2 protein-coding genes are annotated in these 4,009 nt (G+C 36.7%); one reads left to right on the top strand and one right to left on the bottom strand.

Going from position 1 to position 4,009, the window contains the following annotated elements; translation table 11 throughout:
* The coding region (locus tag F6K13_RS22120) for a phycocyanobilin:ferredoxin oxidoreductase (RefSeq protein WP_287288389.1) at positions 1-648 on the top strand (648 nt) is incomplete at its 5' end.
* 2,062 nt (positions 649-2,710) lie between these two features.
* Here the strand turns inward: F6K13_RS22120 and F6K13_RS22125 are convergent.
* A complete protein-coding gene (locus F6K13_RS22125; protein ID WP_287288391.1) occupies positions 2,711-3,703 on the bottom strand; it encodes a hypothetical protein in 993 nt (330 codons plus the stop codon).
* Positions 3,704-4,009: the final 306 nt, after the last annotated feature.

Raw genomic sequence — 4,009 nt, forward strand, 5'->3', positions numbered from 1 at the left:
TACCTGGACTTACAACCATATTACCTACCCGCAGAACTAGGGTATGTAGAAGGCCGTCTCGAAGGAGAAAAACTAACAATAGAAAACAAATGTTATCAAACCTCCCAGTTCCGCAAGCTACATCTGGAACTGGCCAAAGTAGGTCAAAGCTTAGATATATTACACTGCGTAATGTTTCCTAGAACAAGTTATGCCCTACCTATATTTGGCACAGATTTAGTGGGAGCAAGAGGTCAAATAAGTGCAGCAGTAGTCGATCTATCACCCCTCAATCAAGAAAGGAAACTGCCACAAGTCTATAATTACCAACTTAAAAACTTACCAATAAAAGAATTTTCTTATCCTCGCCAACTTCCTAAATGGGGCGAAATATTTTCAGAATTTTGTCTATTCATACGACCTAGTGATTTAGACGAAGAACAAAAATTTCTATCTATAGTGGAATCTTACCTAGAAATACATTGCCAACAAGCGATCGCCCAAAAACCTGTTACCTCAGAACAACAACTTGAGATTCTTAAAGCTCAACGCCATTACTCTAGTCAGCAGAGACAAAACGACAAAACTCGCCGAGTCTTGGAAAAAGCTTTTGGGCCTGAATGGACAGATTATTATTTGACAACTGTATTATTTGATAGTCCTGATTAATGATTACAAAAGAAATTGCGAATAATTTTTTTTGATTTGTTATATCATGTCCGCTTAATTAGTGAGAATAAAGTTCTTAGTTGGTAGGTGTAAATTCAAGAGGGAACACTGGAAACGGAGCAGAAGTTTGGGATATTCCTTCCAGATTGAGAGGAGAACATTTTTACTATATTTAATCATCCGGACATGGTATTTAATATATATTAAAGATTGTAGAGACCTTCGATTAAACATCTCTACAACTCAACAAATTCGAGAGTCAGTAGCTAATCTAAATTGTATAGTAATTTCAAATAAGAATGAAACACTTTTTCGGCTGAAAGTATTTCCAGACGAGGAAACCTTACCGGGTTCTGACCGCTTGCATCTGTCGCCGACGCGGGGTGACACCCATTTTCTCTATTCCCTGCTATAAATGCGACGCAAAATGTGCAAATGTATTGAGAATTTCACCCCAATTTTTTAGGCAGAAACTCTCCATCAAATCATAGAAATTTTTAGAATTAATAGGATTATGAGAATGAGTACATTACTACCCTAAGAGTTTATATAGCGAGCAAAAGTAAAGGGTAGCGATCGCTCATGCTTTAATAATTAAACCTAAGTTAGTATTGCAGTAGATGAACCCACGGTTGCTTTAGATAGTAAATCTGGTATAAATATAGTTTAAATTATGATAGTTTAAATTCTGCAAAATTTAGCTAGTAAAAAGAAGAAAATTATATTTATTTTTACTCGCAATTATCGCATTTTATCAAAATAATATCATGTCCGCTGGGGCGCGTTCGTGTAAACCCAAAGGTGAATATCTACAGGAAATTTAAGTTTTTTTCTTGCTCTTAAGTATTCTTGCCTGTTCCCTGTTCCCAGCTCCGGTGTTCCCTGTTCCGGTGTTCCCTACCCTTGCTATACAATACCGATGCTACCGGACATGATATAATTGGGTCGCGCAACCCCGCCTTTTAAGGCGAAATATTTTTGGAACCTTGCTCAAATTCCCCGTTACAAAAATAACTTCTGATTTCTGACTTCTGACTTCTGACTTCTGACTTCGTTATATCATGTCCGCTGGGGCGCGTTTGTGTAAACCCAAAGGTGAATATCTACAGGAAATTTAAGTTTTTTTCTTGCTCTTAAGTATTCCTGACTGTTCCCTGTTCCCAGCTCCGGTGTTCCCTACTCTTGCTATACAATACCGATGCTACCGGACATGATATTAAATGTTGCTAACCTGATAGTTAAAATTGAAGATTTTTACCTGTTAAGCTAGGCCTATTTAAACACAATAAAATCAAACTAGTCAATTTCCACTCATTAACATTTCGCTACACTACATGATTCCTGAAGTCTGCTTTTCTTCTTCTTTGTTCCTTTTTCCTGACTTTAATTATTTCCGAATTTGAGTATTTTTAGCATTATTTTTAATTGAGTAGTGCAGAGCGCAAAGTGTGGGAGAAGTAATTAGGTCGTTCCAACTCTAAGGAGTGATACTGCGCTCTGCAATGCTCCGCGAACGCGTTCCTCAGCTGTTTGTGCAGCAGTATTTTCTTTGCGACTATGAACCCAAATCCAATTGAAGTAGGCCATACTGCTGATGCCACGCTCCGCGAATGCTAACCTAACCGTTATCTCTGTCTGTGCCCAGACCTTACCAAATTTATTCTGGGGTGCGATGCCACCTACCTATCTGCTGTGTCTGGTCTTTAAACTTGATATGCTTTACTTCTGGAGGCAAAACTCGCTCATACCCACCCTAATCATCAGTATGCCACTGCCAGTCAGTTAGTTTTCCCTTCTGTGTTGGTGATTAATTCTGTATCGGAACTGGTCAGTGTGTTTGCTGACACGAGTGGCCAAAATTAATCCACGTTCTGGATGCTTGAGTCATCCCAATCCAACAATCACATGAGTGTCAATTCATTCATCTGACAGTGTTTTTGTGTTTTGAGTCCGTCTTACATTCTGGGGAGATCCCAGAATTACGCACTCGCTTTTTTTTGGACAAATGACCAAAATTCGTCACTACTGACTTGTGAGGTTTCTATATGCGCGTACATGGGCATTATGAATCATTTCCACACTTTCTTGATACACTACCTTTAATTGCACCTTTTGTTTTCCTTTTTGCAGATACCTGCATTCTTGCTCCTTTAGTATTTTTAACATTATTTTTAATTGCACCTTTTATTTTCCCTTTTGTAGATACCTGCATTCTTGCTCCTTTAGTAGTATTTCTTTTACTTACAGTTGATCTGAATGGAGGTGGAGGTGGAGGTGGAGGTGGAGGTGGAGGTGGACTAACATTTCTTGCTGCTGGTCGGTTAGTACGAAATAGAACTCCATCATTAGATTGCTCTAGTACCAACATCGGTGTTGGTTTTGCTTTTTGATCCCAATCAATATGTACAATTCGACCTTGAATAGTAGGAGTCCAATTATCATGATCGTCACTAGGACTAAGGTAGGTTTCTAAACAATCAATAATTTGATTAATAGTTTGAGAAGTTGCCTGAGTTGGTAATTTTGTTAGTTTGATTGACACCCGAAATAACACTCTTTTTTTCAGATCTTTGCCTGGTTCCCCAGTATCATATTCTACATCAAACATAGAATCAATTTGTCGCCCACTTGGGTTTCCTTTTTCTCCTGCTGCTAATGGAGTAGGACGCAATACAATACTAATTTGTTGTTTAACTTTTACCTTAATTTGATTGACAATAGCAAAGTGAAAAACTTCCTCTACCATCCGCATTCTTAAGTAGTCTAAGTTAAACTCTCGCGAATGGATTAGGTCAGGATTTTTTTCCATTTTTGAGATAGTTGCTACAGCCAATTTATATTTTTTACGCAGGTCTTTATTTCTAAATCCTTCCATATTTAGTTTTTTATTAAATTGCTTCATTTTTACTTGGTGGAATATACCCATAATAATCACTAATAGTAATAGTAGTCCAGATGCAGCCATCCAAATATATTCTGATTTTTGCAAAGTTACTTGTGGTGCTGGTGAAGCTTGGGTTAACCTTGGTTCCACAATAGTAATTGGTGTTAACATAGGTTTTAAATAAAATTTGACAATTAATTTACAGAAATTTAAAGTTAAAATCAGGGAGTTAATATTTTCAGGATAAATACCTGATGGTTATAGTTGGTAGAAAATAGTTGAAGTTATTGATTGGCTAAAAAACTATAAACAGGTTAAAAATTACTACAATTACAGGTATAGTAAGCATCTTGATAATTTGAATTTTAAATATATTACAGAAAATAAACTATAAATTTGTCTTATTTTTATCTGTTTTTAGGCCGCCTTAAATTCTGATAATATCTCATGGTTATCCACTAGCTTTTGATTGATTTA

The sequence above is a fragment of the Okeania sp. SIO2B9 genome (assembly GCF_010672505.1).
In the GTDB taxonomy this organism is placed as follows: Bacteria; Cyanobacteriota; Cyanobacteriia; order Cyanobacteriales; family Microcoleaceae; genus Okeania; species Okeania hirsuta.

Bases quoted from the DNA above. Each gene is read 5' to 3' on its own strand.
- F6K13_RS22125 (WP_287288391.1), bottom strand. From the start codon at position 3,703: ATGTTAACACCAATTACTATTGTGGAACCAAGGTTAACCCAAGCTTCA.